13 protein-coding genes are annotated in these 17,541 nt (G+C 70.8%); 4 read left to right on the forward strand and 9 right to left on the reverse strand.

From position 1 onward, the window contains the following. Window positions 1-18 precede the first annotated feature (18 nt). The 5 genes from glpK to SSP08S_RS05115 form a co-directional block, all read right to left on the reverse strand. Window positions 19-1,530, reverse strand: a complete 1,512-nt coding sequence (gene glpK / locus SSP08S_RS05095) for a glycerol kinase GlpK (protein ID WP_019066491.1) — start codon at window positions 1,528-1,530, stop codon at window positions 19-21. A gap of 71 nt (window positions 1,531-1,601) precedes the next feature. Continuing rightward, window positions 1,602-2,327 (reverse strand): MIP/aquaporin family protein, encoded by a 726-nt coding sequence (locus SSP08S_RS05100; RefSeq protein ID WP_019066492.1) that lies wholly within the window; start codon window positions 2,325-2,327, stop codon window positions 1,602-1,604. 336 nt (window positions 2,328-2,663) lie between these two features. Then, a complete protein-coding gene (locus tag SSP08S_RS05105) occupies window positions 2,664-4,316 on the reverse strand; it encodes a GGDEF domain-containing protein (RefSeq protein WP_019066493.1) in 1,653 nt (550 codons plus the stop codon). 99 nt (window positions 4,317-4,415) lie between these two features. Then, on the reverse strand, window positions 4,416-5,606 hold the full coding sequence (locus tag SSP08S_RS05110; RefSeq protein ID WP_019066494.1) for a lipid-transfer protein: 1,191 nt from the start codon (window positions 5,604-5,606) through the stop codon (window positions 4,416-4,418). Then, window positions 5,603-6,028: a Zn-ribbon domain-containing OB-fold protein gene (locus tag SSP08S_RS05115; RefSeq protein WP_019066495.1), complete on the reverse strand. Its 426-nt coding sequence runs from the start codon at window positions 6,026-6,028 to the stop codon at window positions 5,603-5,605. Before SSP08S_RS05115 ends, SSP08S_RS05110 begins: the two co-directional genes overlap by 4 nt. A gap of 234 nt (window positions 6,029-6,262) precedes the next feature. On the opposite strand from SSP08S_RS05115, the gene SSP08S_RS05120 reads away from it, so the two are divergent. Next, a complete protein-coding gene (locus SSP08S_RS05120; protein ID WP_019066496.1) occupies window positions 6,263-6,799 on the forward strand; it encodes an NUDIX domain-containing protein in 537 nt (178 codons plus the stop codon). 2 nt (window positions 6,800-6,801) lie between these two features. On the opposite strand, the gene SSP08S_RS05125 is transcribed toward SSP08S_RS05120, so the two are convergent. Then, window positions 6,802-9,168 (reverse strand): glycoside hydrolase family 31 protein, encoded by a 2,367-nt coding sequence (locus tag SSP08S_RS05125; protein WP_026178185.1) that lies wholly within the window; start codon window positions 9,166-9,168, stop codon window positions 6,802-6,804. 214 nt (window positions 9,169-9,382) lie between these two features. Between SSP08S_RS05125 and SSP08S_RS05130 the strand changes: the two genes are divergently transcribed. Further along, complete coding sequence (locus tag SSP08S_RS05130; protein WP_019066498.1) at window positions 9,383-11,350, forward strand: acetoacetate--CoA ligase; 1,968 nt, start codon at window positions 9,383-9,385, stop codon at window positions 11,348-11,350. Window positions 11,351-11,371: 21 nt separating this feature from the next. On the opposite strand, the gene SSP08S_RS05135 is transcribed toward SSP08S_RS05130, so the two are convergent. Further along, window positions 11,372-12,697 carry an aminotransferase class I/II-fold pyridoxal phosphate-dependent enzyme gene (locus SSP08S_RS05135; RefSeq protein ID WP_043259266.1) on the reverse strand — a complete coding sequence of 442 codons (1,326 nt, stop codon included), beginning with the start codon at window positions 12,695-12,697 and terminating at the stop codon, window positions 11,372-11,374. Window positions 12,698-12,808: 111 nt separating this feature from the next. Here SSP08S_RS05135 and SSP08S_RS05140 point away from each other — a divergent pair, with 111 nt between their 5' ends. Together SSP08S_RS05140 and SSP08S_RS05145 are read left to right on the forward strand one after the other, a co-directional pair. Then, on the forward strand, window positions 12,809-14,017 hold the full coding sequence (locus SSP08S_RS05140; protein ID WP_019066500.1) for an MFS transporter: 1,209 nt from the start codon (window positions 12,809-12,811) through the stop codon (window positions 14,015-14,017). A gap of 22 nt (window positions 14,018-14,039) precedes the next feature. Next, window positions 14,040-14,936, forward strand: a complete 897-nt coding sequence (locus SSP08S_RS05145) for a DUF8829 domain-containing protein (protein ID WP_019066501.1) — start codon at window positions 14,040-14,042, stop codon at window positions 14,934-14,936. A 71-nt stretch (window positions 14,937-15,007) separates the two neighbouring features. Here the strand turns inward: SSP08S_RS05145 and ptsP are convergent, their stop codons facing one another. Together ptsP and SSP08S_RS05155 are read right to left on the reverse strand one after the other, a co-directional pair. Beyond that, a complete protein-coding gene (gene ptsP, locus SSP08S_RS05150) occupies window positions 15,008-16,678 on the reverse strand; it encodes a phosphoenolpyruvate--protein phosphotransferase (protein ID WP_019066502.1) in 1,671 nt (556 codons plus the stop codon). A 79-nt stretch (window positions 16,679-16,757) separates the two neighbouring features. Beyond that, on the reverse strand, window positions 16,758-17,207 hold the full coding sequence (locus SSP08S_RS05155) for a PTS sugar transporter subunit IIA (protein ID WP_019066503.1): 450 nt from the start codon (window positions 17,205-17,207) through the stop codon (window positions 16,758-16,760). Window positions 17,208-17,541 lie beyond the last annotated feature (334 nt).

The raw sequence follows: 17,541 nt of genomic DNA on the forward strand, positions 1-17,541 counted from the left end.
CCACGCACGCGCGTGTGCCTAGTTGTCGCCCTCCTCCAGCCAGCCGAAGCTCTTCTCCACGGCCTTGCGCCAGTTGTGGTACTCGCGGTCGCGCACCGAGGACTCCATGGACGGCGTCCACTCGACGTCCTTCTGCCAGTGCGACTTCAGCTCGTCCAGGCCGTTCCACACACCGGTGGCGAGCCCGGCCGCGTAGGCGGCGCCCAGACAGGTCGTCTCGGAGACCTTGGGCCGGATCACCGGTACGTCGAGCACGTCCGCCTGGTGCTGCATCAGCAGGTTGTTCTTGGTCATGCCGCCGTCCACCTTCAGGGTGGTGATCTGCACCCCGGAGTCCTGGAACATGGCGTCCACGACCTCCCGCGTCTGCCAGCTCGTCGCCTCCAGCACCGCGCGCGCGAGGTGAGCCTTCGTGACGTACCGCGTCAGTCCGGTGACGACTCCGCGCGCGTCCGAGCGCCAGTAGGGGGCGAACAGGCCGGAGAACGCAGGCACGATGTACGCGCCGCCGTTGTCGTCCACGCTCTCGGCCAGGGGCTCGATCTCGTCGGCGCTGCGGATGATGCCGAGCTGGTCCCGGAACCACTGAACGAGGGCGCCGGTTATGGCTATTGATCCCTCCAGGCAGTAGACCGGCGCCTCGTCGCCGATCTTGTAGCCCATCGTCGTGAGGAGCCCGTTCTTCGAAGGCACCGGCCGGTTCCCGGTGTTGAGCAGCAGGAAGCTGCCCGTGCCGTAGGTGTTCTTGGCGGTGCCCACGTCGTAGCAGGCCTGCCCGAACACGGCGGCCTGCTGGTCGCCCAGGGCCGACGCCACGGGCACGCCCGCGAGTTGGCCGACCGCGGTGCCGTAGACCTCGGCCGAGGACCTGATCTCGGGGAGGATCGCCTCGGGCACGTTCATCGCGGAGAGGATGGACGGGTCCCACTGGAGGGTCTCGAGGTTCATCAGCATGGTGCGCCCGGCGTTCGTCACGTCGGTGACGTGCCGGCCGCCGTCCGTGCCGCCGGTGAGGTTCCAGATCAGCCAGGAGTCGATCGTCCCGAAGGCGATCTCGCCGCGCTCGGCGCGGTCCCTGAGGCCGGGCACGTTGTCGAGCAGCCAGGCCGCCTTGGGCCCGGAGAAGTAGCTGGCGAGCGGGAGTCCGGTCTGCTCGCGGAACCGGTCGGGTCCGTCCGAGCCGCCCAGTTGCTTGCACAGAGCCGCGGTGCGGGTGTCCTGCCACACGATGGCGTTGTGCACGGGTTTGCCGGTGGCGCGGTCCCAAAGGACCGTCGTCTCGCGCTGGTTGGTGATGCCGAGCGCGCTGAGCTGGTCGGCACGGAGTCCGGCCTTGGCGATCGCCCCGGCGACCACCGCCTGCACCTTGGACCAGATCTCGGTGGCGTCGTGCTCCACCCAGCCCGGCTTGGGGAAGATCTGGCGGTGCTCGCGCTGGTCGACGGCGACGATCGCGCCGTCCTGGTTGAAGACGATGCAGCGGCTGGAGGTGGTGCCCTGGTCGATTGCGGCGACGAACCTGTCCGTCATGACGACCCCTTTGTCGTTTCCTTCGGATCCTTCAGAGGGCTGCTTTTTGGATGACTGCTCGAAGTCTGTTGTCAGAAGGCCGCGTTGAAGATGACTCCGGCGAGCGCCCCGCCGATCAGCGGCCCCACCACCGGGATCCACGCGTAACTCCAGTCCGAGGTCCCCTTGTTGGGGATCGGCAGCAGCGAGTGGACGATGCGGGGGCCGAGGTCACGGGCCGGGTTGATGGCGTACCCGGTGGGCCCGCCGAGCGACAGACCGATGCCGACCACCAGGAACGAGACGACCAGCACCGCCGTACCGGACTCGCCCAGCCCCTTGGTGAGCCCGAAGGCCAGGATCGGCAGGACCAGCGCGACGGTCGCGATGATCTCCGTCATCAGGTTCGCCACGACATTGCGGATCGTGGGCGAGGTGGAGAAGATCCCGAGCGTGGGCTGCGCCATCTCCTCCTCGGCGTTGGCCTGGAACTGCGCGAAGTAGACCAGCCAGCACAGCACCGCGCCGAGCATGGCGCCGACCATCTGGCCCGCGATGTAGAGCGGGACCTTGTCCCACTTCCCGGTGTCGATGGCGATGCCGATCGTGACCGCCGGATTGAGCTGCCCGCCGGACAGCGGCGCCGCCGTGTACGCCCCGGCCATCACGCCGAAGCCCCATCCGAAGGCGATGACGATCCAACCGGAGTTCTGTGCCTTGGAGTAGTTCAGTACGACGGCGGCGACCACGCCGGCGCCGAAGAGGATCAGGATCGCGGTGCCGATGACCTCACCGACGAATATGTCTCCGTTGCTCATGGCGGCTCCTAGGCCCGGGCCCGGGACGATCGGCCCCGGTCCTCCGTGCAGGGTGCGGTTCCCTTGGCGACTTCAGCCGAAGGCGGGGAGGGTCCCGAGCCCCGCCCGGCGTCCGTGACGAGCGTGCCGTCGCAGCCGAGATCGCCCATGGGGGAGTGGGCCTGAGCGCGGGTGCGGCCCGCGCGGCGCAGTGCCTGGTACGCCGAGAATGTACGGCGATGTCGACCGACACCGGGAAGTGTTCACCGGTGCCGAAGGAGCGTCAAGGTCGCGGACGGCAACGGTGACACCCGCCCTGACGGCCCCTGGAGCCCCGTAGGACGCCGCCGGATCGGCTCAGTGTCCGTGCGGACCCGCCGCCGTACGGGAGGCCCGTACGGGCGCCGTGGGGGCGCCACACAGGATCTCGTACCCGTCCACCCCCGCCCGGCCCAGCACCCAGCTCGTGCCGTCCAGCGCCTTCGCCGCCTGCTTCAGCGGAGCCAGCGACGCCGCCGCCTGCCGGTGGTCGGCCACACTGCCCGGCACGCACACCACGGTGGCCAGGGACAGCGTCACGGCGCTGCCGCCGGCCACCCAGGGCACCTCCAGCACGGCCGCGGCCAGCGGTTGCAGTCCCTCCGGATCGGTGAGCACCAGGAAGTCGTCCCCGCCGATGTGCCCCACGCGCGTGTGCCCGGACGCCGTCAGCTGCAGCGCTCGACCGACCGAGCGGATCAACTCGTCGCCCGCCGCGAAACCGGCCCCGTCGTTGACCTGCTTGAAGTGGTCGACGTCCAGCCAGCTCAGCGCGAACGTCAGCCCGTCGGCGATCCGCCGGTCCACCTCACCGGTGATCGCGTCCGAACCGGGCAGCCTGGTCAGCGGATTGAGACCCGCCGCCTCCTCCACCCGCGTCTCGGCCAGCGCCCGTACCAGGTCCGCCAGCCGTACGACGCCCACGCACCGCCCGTACCGGTCGACGACCGCCACGTCGTCCGACGTACGGTCCGCGTCGCCGACCGCGACGACGTCCAGGACCTCCCAGGCGGTCGCGTCGACGCCGACCGTCCGCGGCACGTGCCCGAGCCTGGCCGCGGGCCGGTCGGCGTACAGGGCGTGGCCGTAGCGCCCCGACATCGACAGCAGGAAGCGGGACCGGTGCACCGATTGGACCGGCACCCCGTCCCGGTCCACGAGCACCACTCCGGAGACGTCGGGCGAGCCGGTCAGCAGCGCCCGCACCTGGCCGGCGGACGCGGTGTCGGGCAGCAGCGCGGCCGGCCGCACGAACTCCCGCACCCACGGCCCCGACGGCGGCGTCATGGCGAGACCGGGGGCACGCGGCGGAACGTATACGTCCGCCGCCGGAATCCGAGTCGGTGGCGCGAACAGCTCGCCCTGGGCCAACTGGGCCCCGGCCGCCCGGGCCTGAGCGCACTGCGTCTCGGTCTCCACGCCCTCCACGGACAGCAGTGCGCCCAACTCCTCGCACAGGGTCCGCATCGCGCGCACCGCGGCCGGCCGCTCCAGCAGCGACGCGTCGAGCTTCACCAGGTCGGGCGCGAGGTCCGTGAGCAGCCGCAGGGGTACGTCACCGTCGCCGACGCCGTCGGCGCTGATCCGGAACCCCTGGCCGCGCAGCGCGGACACCGCCTCCAGGAGCGCCCGTCGCGGCACGTGCGTGAACGGCGGGACGATGTCGACCGTCACCTCCCACGGCAGCCGCCCCGCCTCCCGGACCGCGCTGTGCAGTGCGGTGAGCCCGCCGAGGTCGGCGAGGGTGCCGGCGAACACATTGATGTGCAGCGGCAGCAGCGTCTCCTTGCGGGCGGCTGCGCGGACCGCCAACACGGCGAGCTTGCCGTCGAGTTCGGGATCGCGGCGGGCCTCGGCCAGGATGTCGCCGGTCTCCGGGCGGACAAGCACCTCAAGGCCCGCGATTCCACCGGTGGTCAGATTGACCACCGGCTGGAAGGCGAAGCGGAGAGTGTCCGTCCTGGAGCGCACGGCAGCATGATGACGCCACCGGCGTACGCCCAGGCCCAGTTCATAAGACGTTCACGCACCTTGCGGGCCGATCACGCCGGTCGGGCGGCACTCCGCCGCTCACCGCACCGCCAGCACCGCCGACCCGTGCCCGAACAGCCCCTGGTTCACGGTGATCCCCACCCGCGCCCCCGCGACCTGCCGGTCACCCGCGTCGCCTCTCAACTGCCAGGTCACCTCGCAGACCTGGGCGATCGCCTGGGCCGGCACCGCCTCTCCGAAGGAGGCCAGTCCACCGCTCGCGTTCACCGGTATGCGCCCGCCCAGGGCCGTCGCGCCCTCCCGCAGCAGCTTGGCGCCCCCGCCCTCGGCGCACAGCCCCAGGTCCTCGTACCACTGCAACTCCAGGGCGGTGGACAGGTCGTAGACCTCGGCCAGGGAGAGGTCCTCGGGGCCGATGCCCGCCTCCTCGTAGGCCGCGCCGGCTATCGACGCCCGGAAGGTCTCGTCCGGCGGTGGCGCGCCCGCCGCGGAGTCGGTGGCGATGTCCGGGAGGTCCAGCACCGTGTTGGGATAGCGCGGAGTCACCGTGGACACCGCGCGGATCCGCACCGGGTCCGCCGACCCGTGCCGGCGCGCGAACTCCATGCTCGACAGCACCAGGGCGGCCCCGCCGTCCGAGGTGGCGCAGATGTCGAGCAGCCGCAGCGGATCGGCGACCACCGCCGAGGCGGCGACCTCCTCGGCGGAGACCCGCTTGCGGTAGCGCGCGTACGGATTCAGCGCGCCCAGGGCGGCGTTCTTCACCTTCACCTGGGCGAAGTCCTCCGGGGTGTCCCCGTAGAGGGCCATCCGACGGCGCGCGTACAGCCCGAAGTACGTCGGGTTCGTCGCCCCGAGGACCCGGAAGCGGAGCCAGTCCGGATCGTCGTGCCGGTCCCCGCCGGCCGGCCGGAAGAACCCCTTGGGCGCGGCGTCGGCGCCCACGACCAGCACCACGTCCGCGAGCCCCGAAAGGATCTGCGCCCGCGCCGCGTTGACGGCCTGCGCCCCGGACGCGCATGCCGCGTACACGCTCGCCACCCGGGCGCCCTGCCAGCCCAGCGCCTTCGCGAACGTCGCGCCCGCCACATACCCCGGGTATCCGCCACGCACGGTGTCCGCGCCGACGATCGAGCCGACGTCCCGCCACTCCAACCCGGCGTCGGCGAGCGCCGCCCGGGCCGCCGCCGTCCCGTACTCGACGAAGCTCCGCCCCCACTTTCCCCAGGGGTGCATGCCCGCGCCGAGCACCGCCACGTCCCCCGTCATGCCGTCACCCCCACAGGCCGCCAGTGCCAGGTCGTCCAGGTCGTCTCCGTGTCCTCGTCGAGCACACCGGGGACGACCTCCACCTCCATGCCCACCGTCAGATCGGCGACGGTGATCCCGGGAACCGCCTGTCCCAGCACCACGATCCGCTCGGACTCCAGCTCCACAGCGATCAACGCGTACGGTTCCCACGGAAGTTCCGGATCGCTCACATACGGTGACGGTGGCCGGTACCGGCTGTCCGTGTACGACCAGACACGGCCGCGCCGCGACAGCGGGACCTCCTCCAGATCGCCGCCCGGACAGCCCGGATTGCGGCAGTGGCCGTCCTCACGCGGGAAGAAGACCGAGGCGCACGCCGAGCAACGCGTGCCGAGCAGCCGGAAGCCGTCCCCATCCCCGGTGAACCAATCGGTGACCACAGGTGTGCGTGTCCGCGACAACATCCCTCCACAGCACTGGATCTGACGGAACGTCAGAAGTGTGCCACGGGCAACGGAAAATGAGCAGGGCGTTTCGGTGAACCATCGAGCCGCTTCCGGCGTCGTGATACCGGGAGGGACGGCCGGGGCCCACGGGGGTGGTTCCGGCCGTCTCCCGTTTCGCGCACGGGCCCCGGAAAGACTCCCTCCGCTTGATCGGATACAGTCCGCCGGGTGTCCGAAACTCAAGGCTCCGTCCCCAACTCCGCGCCGGACTCCCACTGTTCGAGCTGTGGATCGCCCTACGGAGAGGGCGTCTCCGGCTGGCCCCGCACCTGCCCGGCCTGTGGCACGGTCGCCTACCGCAACCCGCTGCCCGTCGCCGTCGCACTCCAGCCGGTGTACGACACGAAGGGCACCGCCCTGGTCGTCATCACCCGAACCGTGGCCCCCGCGCGCGGAGGCGTCGCCCTGCCGGGCGGCTACGTCGACCACCGCGAGGACTGGCGGCAGGCCCTCGTCCGCGAACTCAGGGAGGAGACCGGCATCGAGGCCGCGAGCCGCGACGTACGACTCGTCGACGCCATCAGCTCGCCCGACGGCCATCTCCTGCTCTTCGGAGTCCTCCCCGAACGCCCGGTCGAAACCCTGCCCAAGTCCGCCGCCACCGACGAGACGGAGGGCTGGCACCTCCTGCGCAGGCCGGAGGAGCTCGCCTTCCCGCTCCACTCCGTGGCCGTCAGGGCCTGGTTCGAAGGCCGGTACATCTGAGGTCAGCCCTCGCCCAGCCCCCGCACCCGCACCGGGCAGGACGGCGCGCTCACGCCGTCCTCCGACTCCCGCTCCACGACCACCCGCCGGCCCTCCCAGCGGGCGACGTACCGCTCGATCTCCGGTTCGTCCCAGCCGTCGCCCGCGTCCGGCACCACCAGCCCGCCCCCGGTCCGCCCACGGGCGGGCGCCCACACCTCCAGCTCGAGACCGCCGTCCGCACCGCGCACCGGCAGGACGGCACCCGCACGCGCGAACACCGGAATCCGCGCCAACGGGGCATCGACGAGAACCTGGGCCGGCCCCTCGTACGCCCGCTCCGTCTCCGTGTCGTACCAACGCCCTCTGGGCAGCTGCACCGCACGCCGGTCCGACCCCGGATAGAGCACCGGCGCCACCAGGAGACAGTCACCCAGCAGGAAGGCATCCTCGCAGTCCCGTAGTGCACGATCCTCCGTAGCGCCCCACCAGAGGGGCCGCACATACGGTGCCCCGGTCCGTCGCGCCAGATGCGCCAGCGTCATGAAGTACGGCAGCAGCCGCTGTCTCTCGACGAGCGCCACGCGTGCGTGCTCCAGTACGTCGGCACCGAACTCCCAGGGTTCGCGACGCCCCGCGCGTAGACTCGCGTGCGTACGGAACAGCGGCAGATACGCGCCCAGTTGGAACCAGCGCAGATACAGCTCGGGCGACGGACTCCCGTCGAAGCCGCCGACGTCCGGCCCCGAGTACGGCACCCCGCACAGCCCCAGCCCCATCACCAGCGACAGCGAGGCCCGCAGCCCCGGCCAGCCGGTGGCCACATCGCCGGACCAGGTACCCCCGTAGGCCTGCATCCCGGCCCACCCGGAGCGCGAGAAGAGGAACGGCCGCTCCTGGGGGGCCAGTTCGCGCAAGGCCTCGTAGGCCGCCCTGGCCATGCACAGCGCGTACACGTTGTGCGCCTCACGATGGTCACCGCCCCGCCCCTCCAGGTCGTGCCGGGCCGAAAGCGGCAGCGTCGAATCCCCGAAGGCGGCGAACGACGTGGGCTCGTTCATGTCGTGCCAGAAACCCGCGAACCCCTGGGCGAGCCGCTCCTGGTAGAGCCCGCCCCACCACTCCCGCACACGCGCGTGCGTGAAGTCCGGGAAAACCGCCTCCCCGGGCCATACGACACCCCGCACCAGCCGTCCCGAGGCGTCCCGCACGAAGGCGTCCTCGGCCGTGCCGCTGTCGTAGACGGCGTTCCCGGGCTCGGCCTTCACGGCGGGGTCGACGATCGACACCAGTCTGATGCCGTCCCGCCGCAACTCCTCGGCGAGCACCGGCAGTTTCGGGAAGTGCTCGTGGTCGACGGTGAACACCTGGTGCTCGTCGTAGTGGTCGATGTCCAGGTGGACGGCGTCCAGCGGCAGACCGCGCTCCTGGTAGCCGGCGACGATCCGCCGGACCTCCTGCTCACTGCCGAAGCCCCACCGCGCGTGATGGTGCCCCAGCGCCCACGCCGGCGGCAGCGCGGGAGCACCGGTGAGCGAGACCCAGGCGTGCAGCACGCGCGCGGGAGTGCCCACGATCACCCAGCAGCGCAGCGGACCGCCGTCCATCCGCAGCTCGGACGCCCCCGCCCGGTCGTGCCCGGAACCGGCACCCTCCTCGCCCTCCCGCAGCGTCACCGTGCCGTCCCAGGAGGTGTCGTGGAACACCAGATGCGTGGCCGCGTCGGCCACCACCAGCTGCACCGGCATCGTGATGTACAGCGGATCGTCACCGGGTGCGAAGGCACGCCCGGGGTCGGTGTTCCACAGCCGGTACGTCCCGTCGCGCAGCCGGGGGCCCGAAGCGCGCCCGCCGAGCCCGAAGAACCGCGCGTCCGCGGCCACCTCCGACCGCTGCATCCAGCGTGCCGTGCCCCCGCCCACCGGCTCCCACCAGCGCGGCGGCAGATCCCGGCGCAGCGTCACACCACCGGGCGTACGCACCTCGACCGCACCGTGCCGCGACACGGCGACCGTCACCCGCTCCGCCACGACCCGCCACCCGCCGTCCTTGTCCGGCTCCAGGACGGCCCGGGGGTCCGGCTCGGGGCACCGCCCGGCAAGGGCGTACGAGGGCTCCGGAGCGGCCCCGTCCCAGCCCCAGAAGACCGCCCCGTTCACGGCGACGGTGATGCGCAACTCGGAACGGCTGAACCGGATGACTCCGCCACCGGGCCCGGGCTCCGCGTCCCGCACCGGCCCGGGCACCCGCGCCCGCTCGGCCCCCCGCGCGGGCAGCCCGGTGGCGTCCGCACGCTTCCTCCGCCACGCCGCCCGTACGGTACGCAACCCCTGCGCCGCCCCCGTTGAACCGACCACCTTCACCGAACGCACCAGGTCACGACCATCCATGCTGCTCACCCTGCCATTACGAGCCCCGGATAACCGCGTCGTTCAACTTCCGTTCACCCGTGGTGGGACCACATCTTCATGGCACGGACCATGTGGAACGTGCCCTGGTGCAGAAGTCGATCACATGGCATCGTCCGTGTCAGCCGCGTCACGCGCACACCCCCGCACGTGCGCGACCGACGCACACGACGCGCACAGTCCCGGGAGCCGCCCCATGTCGACCGCGAACCCCCTGCCGCTCTGGCAGCCAGATCCGGAACGCATCGCCCAGGCACAGGTCACCAGGTTCCAGTCCTGGGCGGCCGAACACCACGGAGCCCCCGCCGACGGCGGCTACACGGCACTGCACCGCTGGTCCGTCGACGAACTGGACACGTTCTGGCAGGCCGTCACCGAGTGGTTCGACGTCCGCTTCTCGACCCCTTACGCGCGCGTGCTCGGCGACCGCTCGATGCCCGGCGCGCACTGGTTCCCCGGAGCGACCCTCAACTACGCCGAGCACGCCCTGCGCGCGAGCGCGACCCGCGCCCACGAACCGGCCCTCCTGTACGTCGACGAGACCCACGAGCCGACCCCGGTCACCTGGGCGGAGCTCCGTCGCCAGGTCGGCTCCCTGGCCGCCGAACTGCGCACCCTCGGCGTACGCCCCGGAGACCGCGTCAGCGGCTACCTCCCGAACATCCCGCAGGCCGTCGTCGCCCTGCTCGCGACAGCGGCCGTGGGCGGCGTCTGGACGTCCTGCGCCCCCGACTTCGGCGCCCGCAGCGTCCTCGACCGCTTCCAACAGGTCGAACCGGTCGTCCTGTTCACCGTCGACGGCTACCGCTACGGAGGCAAGGAGCACGACCGCCGCGACACGGTCGCCGAACTCCGCCGCGAACTGCCCACCCTCCGCGCGGTGGTCCACATTCCCCTGCTGGGCACCGACGCCCCCGAAGGCGCCTTGGACTGGTCGTCCCTCACCTCGGCCGACGTGGAACCCGTCTTCGAAGAGGTCCCCTTCGAGCATCCCCTCTGGGTGCTCTACTCCTCGGGCACGACAGGCCTCCCCAAGGCCATCGTCCAGTCCCAGGGCGGCATCCTCGTAGAACACCTCAAACAACTCGGCCTGCACTGCGACCTCGGTCCCGAGGACCGCTTCTTCTGGTACACGTCCACCGGCTGGATGATGTGGAACTTCCTCGTCTCCGGCCTCCTGACGGGCACGACGATCGTCCTCTACGACGGCAGCCCCGGGTACCCCGACACGGCCGCCCAGTGGCGCATCGCCGAACGCACCGGAGCGACCCTCTACGGGACCTCGGCCGCGTATGTCATGGCCTGCCGTAAGGCCGGCGTGCACCCGTCCCGCGACTTCGACCTCTCCAATGTGCGGTGCGTCGCCACCACCGGATCACCCCTGCCCCCGGACGGGTTCCGCTGGCTGCACGACGAGGTCCGCGACGACCTGTGGATCGCCTCGGTCAGCGGCGGCACGGACGTCTGCTCCTGCTTCGCCGGAGCCGTACCGACCCTCCCGGTGTACATCGGCGAACTCCAGGCTCCCGGCCTGGGCACCGACCTCCAGTCCTGGGATCCGAACGGCCACCCCCTGGTCGACGAGGTCGGCGAGTTGGTGGTCACCAACCCCATGCCGTCCATGCCGATCTACTTCTGGAACGACCCCGACGGCACCCGCTACCACGACAGCTACTTCGACACCTACCCCGGAGTGTGGCGCCACGGCGACTGGATCACCGTCACCTCCCGGGGCTCCGTCGTCATCCACGGCCGCTCCGACTCCACGCTCAACCGCCAAGGCGTGCGCATGGGTTCGGCCGACATCTACGAGGCCGTCGAACGGCTCCCGGAGATCAAGGAGTCCCTCGTCATCGGCATCGAACAGCCCGACGGCGGCTACTGGATGCCCCTTTTCGTGCACCTCGCCCCAGGGGCCGTCCTCGACGACGCCCTCCTGGGCCGCATCAAGCAGACGATCCGCGAACAACTCTCCCCACGCCACGTCCCCGACGAGGTCATCGAGGTCCCCGGCGTCCCGCACACCCTCACCGGAAAACGCATCGAGGTACCCGTCAAACGCCTCCTCCAGGGCACCCCGTTGGAGAAGGCGGTCAACCCGGGCTCCATCGACAACCTCGGCCTGCTGAGCTTCTACGAGGAGCTCGCCCGCAAACGCGCCTGATCGCCCTCCCGTAGAGGCCGATCACCCTCCATAGGTGGCCTCGGACTCGCCCTCGCCGAGCACAGCGGCGAAGTCCGAGGCCAGCCGTACCGCGTCGGCCGGTTCGAGTTCGGCGACGGAGATCCGCACCCCCGGCTCGGACGCCAGCCGGAACCGGGCGCCCGCGGCGACCCACCAGCCGTACGACCGCAGCCCGTTGACCACTGCGGACTCGTCCCGCACCGGCACCCAGAGATTCAACCCGCTCGCCCCGTGCGACGTGATCCCACGGAAGCCCAACTCCTCGCGGAGGGTCTCCCGGCGCAGTCCGTACGCCTCCTGAGCACGCGTGACCAACGCGCGCGTGCCGTCGTCCGTCATCAGCCCGTGGACGGTCTCCTGGAGGAGATGACTCACCCAGCCGGACGTCAGCAGCAACCGCCCGTCGTGCCGCGCCAGCGTGGTCCGGTCGCAGGCAGCCGCGGCCCACCGCAGGTCGGTGCCGAGGAACTTGCTCACCGTCCGCACATGCACCCAGCGCGGCAACCCACTTGCAGCCAGCGACCACAGGGGGGCGCCCGCCACGGCGGACGCGTGATCGTTCTCTACGACGAGCACCTCGGGCCCGTCCCGGAGCACCTCGACCAGGGCGTCGCGGCGCGCGGCCGAGAAGCTGCCGCCGTACGGATTCTGCGCCCGGGGACTGCACACCACGGCACGCACACCCGCCCGCAGCGCCACGCGCAGCGCATCGGGACGCAAACCCTCGTCGTCGACTGCGACCGGAACACTCCGCAGCCCCAACGCCGTGACCAGGTCCAGCAGATGGTGATACCCGGGATCCTCCATGGCCACCGCGTCCCCGGGCCGCAACTCCACCGACAGCAGCCGCCCGATCAGATCCAGCGCACCGTGCGCGAAGGTCACCTGCTCCACGGGCACACCGTCGCGTCCCATCCAGTCCCGTACGGCCTCCTCCAACCGCGCCAGCCGAGGCGTCGACCGGTGCGACCGCGCACCCGGGGACAGCCGCGAGGGCGGTACCAACGCGGGCAGGAAGAGCGGGTCGGGGTGCCCGCCGGCCAGATCCCGCAGCCCCTCCGGGACCCGGGGCGGCCGTCGGGACGCCACTGCGGGCGCCTGTGCCACCACGGTGCCGCCCCGCCCGCGCGTGACGACGATGCCCCGCTGCCGCAGTTCCTTGTAGGCGGTGGCGACCGTGCCCGGACTCACCCCGAGCTCGTCCGCGAGCCGCCGCACCGGAGGCAGCGCGGCATCCGGCCCCAGCACGCCCTCGGCCACGGCCCTCTCGACGGACGCGGCAATCCCCTTGGCCGTCGTACCGCTGATCCCATATTGTATTGCCACGTTATCAACTATGTACCAATACATAATGCGATGCAAGGGGGAGCAGTGAGCACGACCCGTCGCACAGCCGTAAGGCCGAAACGCATACCCGGAGGACGCGACGGTCGCAGAATGCTCGCGATCGCCCTCGTCGACCGCACCGGCAGCGGCCTGTGGGCCTCCGTGTCCGTCCTTTACTTCACCTACGTCTCGCATCTCTCCGTCGCGCAGGTCGGCACCCTCGCCGCGATCGCGGGAGCCATCGGCATCGCAGGGGCACCCCTGGGCGGTCGCCTCGCCGACCGCTTCCCGCTCACCCGCGTCCTCACCGCCCTCCAACTCCTGCGCGCCCTCGCCTCCTTCGCCCTGCTCACCACGGACAACTACGTCCTCCTGATCGCGTTCTCGGCCGCCGGCGGCTTCGGCGACCGCGCCGCCAACGTGCTCACCAAGCTCTACGCCACCCGCGTCGCCGGACCGGACCGCATCCGCTACCAGGCCATCAGCAGAACCGTCGCCAACGCGGGCTGGGCGCTGGGCGGTCTCGCCGCAGCGGCCGCACTCGCCCTCGGCACAACCGCCGCCTACCACTGGCTCCTTCTGGGCGACGCCCTCTCCTTCGTCGCCGTCGCGACGCTCACCGTGCGCTGCGGCGAACCCCCGTCACCGCGCCGCGTCATCGCGACGTCGAAGGACGCGCCACCCGCGAACAAGCCTCCGAACCCCTGGCGCGACCGCACCTACCTCGCCTACGTCGCGACTGAGACCGTGCTCTTCCTCGACGACGCCGTCTTCAAGGTCGGCCTGCCACTGTGGATCGCCCACGCCAGCGAGGCACCGCACGGCCTGGCACCCCTGTTGATGGTCCTCAACAACGTGATGGTCGTGGCCCTCCAAGTCCCCTTGGCCCGCTTCGGCGCCACGACGACAGCCGCCCGCAACCTGCTGATACCGCTCTCCGCGGCCTTCGCCCTGGGCGGGGCCACCATGGCCCTCTCGGCCACCGGCGGAGCCGTCACCGCGACCGTGCTCCTCACTGTCTCGGCGGCCGCCTTCACCATGGCGGAAATGCTGCACGCCACCGTCTCCTGGGAACTCTCCGTCGCCCTCGCACCCGGCACCGCGCAAGGCGCCTACCTCGGCGTCCACGGACTCGCCCAGTCGACCCAGCGCAGCATCGGCCCACTCGCGGTCACCGCGGCCATCGCCACCGGCCCCCTCGGCTGGACCGTCTTCGGCACCGCCATCGCTCTGACCTGCATGATTCAGCACCGCTTGGTCCGCGAGCCGCTCGCTCGGACGCCGTTGTCAGTGCCGCCGGTTACTGTGAGTGAGCATTGATCGACCGCGCACAGGGGGAAACATGGCGCACACCGACCACCAGACCATGCGACGCGTTCTGCGCCGCGAAATCGCAGGCACCATCGGCCTGTTGACCGACGAGCAGGACTTCCGCGCCATGCGGCGCTACCGCAGCTTCGTCTTCGACGACCACACGGCCTATCTGCAACAAGTGGAGGCACTCCTCAGGAGCCGAGCCTCCCAGGGCAGCCACACCAGCGTGGCGCTCTTCGACCCCCAGGAATACGCCGAGTTCTGCACCGACAGCGGCCTGGACCCCGACAACCCGTCGAGCCGCACCCGCTTCACCGCTGAACTCGCCACCACCGGACCCACCCTGCCCTACGAGGGCCAGCCCCTCGCCGACCTCCTCCCGGCCCTCGTCGACGAGGCCGTCCGCCAGGCGACCTGGGAGTACGTGACCACACTCCTGGCCCGCCTCGGCACCTGCGCCACCTGCGGCGAGGACATCGGCCGCGCGGCCTTCACCCGGGCCTCCGGCCTCCTCGTCCGCATCCTCGACACGGCCCGCCCCGGCAACCGACATCTGGTCTGCAGCGTCTCGGGAACACCCGAAACCATCGTCTGCGCCCTCCACGCCGACCAGGACGAGGACGGAGCCACCCACCTGGACGATGTCGAAGCCCTCGAATTCACCAGCATCCTCGCCCTCGGCATCGCCACCCGAAGCCCCGGCGGCCTCGTCATGCGCACCACCAGCCCCGACACGACCGACTGCATCTACGGCTGGCGCCTGCGCGGCAACGGCCTGGAACCCCTGACCGCCGGCGAGGTCTTCGACGCCTACTGCACCGACGTCGAATCCGGCGACCTCATCTCCCCGGAATCAGGCGTCGACTACTGCGTGCCGCCCGACCTCGGCGACCTGGAACAGCCCCCGGGAGGACACCACCACTGAACACGCCAGGGGCGCCCCACCCGGTGGCGGGGCGCCCCTGAACCAGAACCGACGGACGACTGCCTGCTCGACTACTCGCCGGACAGCACCGCCTGAGCCGCCTGACGCGCCTCCTCGGCACTGTCGGCGGCCCGGGCCGCCAACGCGGCCCGCTCGCACTGAGCCAGCGTGTACTTCGCCAGCGTCGACCGCACATAAGGAATCGAAGCCGCACCCATGGAAAGGGAGGTGACCCCAAGACCGGTCAGCACACAAGCCAGCAGCGGGTCGGACGCTGCCTCGCCACAGACACCACAGCTCTTGCCCTCGGCCTTCGCCCCCTCGGCGGACATCGCCACCAGGTCGAGCAGCGCGGGCTGCCACGGATCCTGCAGACGGGACACCGCACCCACCTGACGGTCGGCGGCGAACGTGTACTGCGCGAGGTCGTTGGTCCCCAGCGACAGGAACTCGACCTCCTGCAGAATCGACCGCGCCCGCAGCGCGGCCGACGGAATCTCCACCATCGCGCCGAACTTCGCCCGCAGACCCGCCTCCCGGCACGCGTCAGCGAACGCCTTCGCGTCCGCGCGGTCCGCGACCATCGGGGCCATGACCTCGAGGTAGACCGGCAGTCCCTCGGCGGCCTTCGCGAGTGCGGTCAGCTGAGTCCGCAGCACGTCGGGGTGGTCGAGCAACGCACGCAGCCCGCGCACACCCAGGGCCGGGTTCGGCTCGTCGGCGGGCGTCAGGAAGTCCAGCGGCTTGTCCGCGCCGGCGTCCAGCACCCGCACGACGACACGCCCCTCGGGGAACGCCTCGAGCACCTGTCGGTAGGCCTCGATCTGCTTCTCCTCGGACGGCGCGTTCTTGCTGTCGTCCAGGAAAAGGAACTCGGTACGGAAGAGGCCCACACCCTCGGCCCCCGCCGCCAGCGCGGCCGGCACGTCCGCAGGCCCGCCGACATTGGCGAGCAACGGCACCTTGTGCCCGTCGGAGGTGGCACCCGGTCCTGTAGAAGCGGAGAGAGCGGCCTTGCGCGCGGCAGCCGCGGCCTCAAGCTCCGCCTTCTTCTCATCACTCGGGTTCACGAAGATCTCGCCGGTGCTGCCGTCGACGGCGACAACCGTCCCCTCAGCCAGCTCACCGGCCCCGGGCAGCGCCACCACGGCGGGCACACCGAGCGCCCGCGCAAGGATCGCGCTGTGACTGGTAGGCCCGCCCTCCTCGGTGACGAAACCGAGCACGAGGGCCGGGTCCAACAGCGCTGTATCGGCCGGCGCAAGATCACGAGCGATCAGCACGTACGGCTCGTCGCTGTCCGGGACACCCGGCATCGGCACCCCGAGCAACCGGGCGACGATACGATTCCGCACGTCGTCGAGGTCGGCCACCCGACCGGCCAGATACTCACCGGCATTCGCCAGCAGGCCACGGTAGGCGGCGAAGGCGTCGTACACCGCCCGCTCGGCCGTGCTGCCGACCGAGATACGGCGCTCCACGTCCGTCATCAGCTCAGGGTCCTGGGCCATCAGGGCCTGGGCCTCGAGCACTGCCTGGGCTTCGCCCCCTGCCAGATTGCCGCGCGCCATCAGGTCGGCCGCCACAGCGTCCACGGCTTGGCGGGCGCGCCCCTGTTCACGCTCCGCGTCCTCCACCGGAATCTGCTTGGCAGGCGGTTCCAGAACCGCCGTCCCCATGTGCCGAACCTCGCCGATCGCCACACCGTGGCTCACACCGACGCCTCGCAGCGTTGTCTCCATCTCACCCGTCTCCGATAGTGCGGCGGGTCCCGCCGCCGCGGTGGTTGTCCTGCACACCGTCATTACGACGGCACTGACCTCACTGCCAGGAGAAGAGCCTGTCGCCGGCCTTCACGTCGCCGTCCTCGCGGAGCTCGGAGAGGGACTCGGCGGTGGCCTCGAGGGCCACGATCGGGCACACCGGGGACTTGCCGGCGGCCTCTACGGCGGCCGGGTTCCAGCGCACGACACTCTGACCCCGGGTCACGGTGTCGCCCTTGTTGACGAGCAGTTCGAAACCCTCGCCATTGAGCTGCACGGTGTCGATACCGAGGTGGGTCAGGACACCGTGCCCCTCGCTGTCCACGACGACGAAGGCGTGCGGGTGGAGGGAGACGATGACTCCGTCCACGGGAGAGACGGCCTCTGAAGGCTCACGTACGGGGTCGATGGCCGTGCCGGGGCCGACCATGGCCCCGGAGAAGACCGGATCGGGCACCTCGGTCAGTCCGATGGCGCGTCCTGCGAGCGGGGACGTCACGCTGGTCATGGGAAGCCTCCCAGGGGTGGATATGTGATGGGGCCGTCACTGCCTGTCCCGGACGGCACACTGAGCAGCAGGGTATGTCATATGTAGTACCGGTTCCGCCTGAGAGGTCGGGATTAGTGGTCTAGACCACACCTCTAATCGATTTGCACCTGCTCTACGGCCGCATGTACAGTCGTACTCCTGCTTGAGGCCGAGCGACGCGACCAAGCGTCTTTGCTTGGCCTGGCAGCACCCAACTTGTCAGATCCTATCCCGGGGTCATCTTCTGCATGCTCGCAGGACGGTGGTCAGGGGGCCGGAAAAACACTGATAGAGTTTGGAACACCGAAGGGAA

Origin of the sequence: Streptomyces hokutonensis (assembly GCF_000376565.1) — a bacterium.
Classification (GTDB): domain Bacteria; phylum Actinomycetota; class Actinomycetes; order Streptomycetales; family Streptomycetaceae; genus Streptomyces; species Streptomyces hokutonensis.